The organism is Collinsella sp. AM18-10 (assembly GCF_003471585.1).
Taxonomy (GTDB): Bacteria; Actinomycetota; Coriobacteriia; order Coriobacteriales; family Coriobacteriaceae; genus Collinsella.
Window position 1 is genome coordinate 1 of the sequence record NZ_QRJO01000038.1, and the last position, 1,811, is coordinate 1,811.

The 1,811-nt window shown below is 57.2% G+C and carries 2 protein-coding genes; both read right to left on the minus strand.

The features are described 5' to 3' along the window. Window positions 1-575: PTS sugar transporter subunit IIC (locus DW211_RS09985; RefSeq protein ID WP_147330331.1), on the minus strand; the 575-nt coding region annotated here is incomplete at its 3' end. A gap of 225 nt (window positions 576-800) precedes the next feature. Continuing rightward, a complete protein-coding gene (locus tag DW211_RS09990; protein ID WP_233540998.1) occupies window positions 801-1,691 on the minus strand; it encodes a DMT family transporter in 891 nt (296 codons plus the stop codon). Between the last annotated feature and the right edge of the window lie 120 nt (window positions 1,692-1,811).

Here is a 1,811-nt window from a genome sequence, read left to right on the forward strand (position 1 = left end):
ATGGCGAAGCCCATGGCCGGCAGGATGTTGGCGGCAACGCCGCAACCGTCGATGATGAAGGGCGGGATGAAGTCGAGCAGGCCCTGGATGGCGTCGGAACCCAAATAGAAGGCGCCGCCGCACAGCAGGAAGTACTCGACGCAGCCCCAGATTCCAATTCCCCAATGAACGGCGTAGATGCCTTTGAGGTTTCCCTTGAGGGCGAACTTGTCTGCCATATCGACAAACACAGGGAACAAGGCATTGGTAATGTTGCCGATCGTCAGCGCAAGGACGGCGATGGGCATGGCGAGCGCGATGGCCGTCTCGGTACCCTGACCGAGCTGAATGGCAAACGCGCAGGCGAGCACGCCGCCGACGGTTTCGTTAGGCGGCACGTAGGCGCCGATGGAGATCGAGCCCATGAACAGCAACTCCAGGCTGGCGCCAACGGCAAGGCCAGTCTGCAGGTCCCCCAGCACCAGGCCCACGAGCGGGCACAGGACGATGGGGCGGAACGCGTAGAGGGTGCCGAGCTGGTAGTCGAGGCATCCAAACGCTCCGACTAAGCCGACGAGGATTGCTTGGACAAGCATAATTCCTCCCAATAAGGAATCTCGAACCGTCGTCACTCCCGTCGCGCGCGTTGTTGATATCAATTCCGGGAGTTCGATTCCACGGCTCGAAGCGTACCTGGTGTGCTGCTAACACCCATGCCAGGCACAAATGATTTGATACCAATTATAGGTATGCAGGTTCGCCTTATTTAATACCAGTCGCTCAGCGGGGTGTTTTTTACCGTAAACGGCAGGCGCATCCCATTAGGCACGCTCTTTGTTTCGATGGCGGACAAGCGCCACCAGAAAGCCGTCGCCAAAAGCATCGGATGCCAAGTTGGCCACAATCACCAAAACGATCATCGCTGCGCCCAAAAACTCGTTCCAGCGAAAGACCTCGCCAAAGAGGAGCGCCGACCAGCAGGGAGCGAGCACGACCTCACTCATGCAAACCAAGTTGGCCGCAAACGCGTTGGTGCGCGCAATCCCCTTGGCATACAGCACACTCGCAAGGCCGCTGCAAAAAAGGCCATGCACCAGCATAAGCCCCCACTCAAAGGGTTTCACAGAGCCTAGGTCGCCGGCAAAATAGACGATCGGAAGTATCGAGATGCCGCAGGAGATGAGCGAGGACACCATGGGCGACGCATCGGGGCGAGAGTTTAAAAAGAAACACAGCCCAAAGGTGGCGCCCGAAATGACGGCAAGCAGATTTCCGAGCATGCCCTCGGCGCTCAAATCACCTAAAAAGAAAAGACCCATACCCGTAAAAGCAACCACCACGGAGGCAATCTTCGCAGGCGAGGGCAACGTGTGTGTTGCGAGCGATTGATATACGATAACGAAAATCATCGAGGTGTACTGCAGAACGATCGCGTTGCCGACCGTCGTGAGCTGGTTGGCAAAGTTAAACGTGGTGCCCGTCACGAAGTTGCAGACGGCCACAAGGACAATAAGACGGCTGACGCGAAGGACGGGTCTGCCGACGAGCAGGATAAAGAGCGCCATAAATATTGCCGTGACGGCACCGATCAAAAGAGCTGACTGCGAATTGGCGCGAACGAGGATGCCGATAAAACTCCACAAGAGCGCCGTGCCAAATAGATACATCGCCCCGCTCACGCCATTATCGGGTGGATTGTCAGATCGAATCACGAAGCACCTCCAGCTAGCTTTCGGTAATAAAAAACGGCGACCGCAATGGGTCGCCGTTTCCCTTGGGGGCAGATAATAGGCCGGGCCCTTACGCCAGCACGCCGAAGAACGCGCCGACGA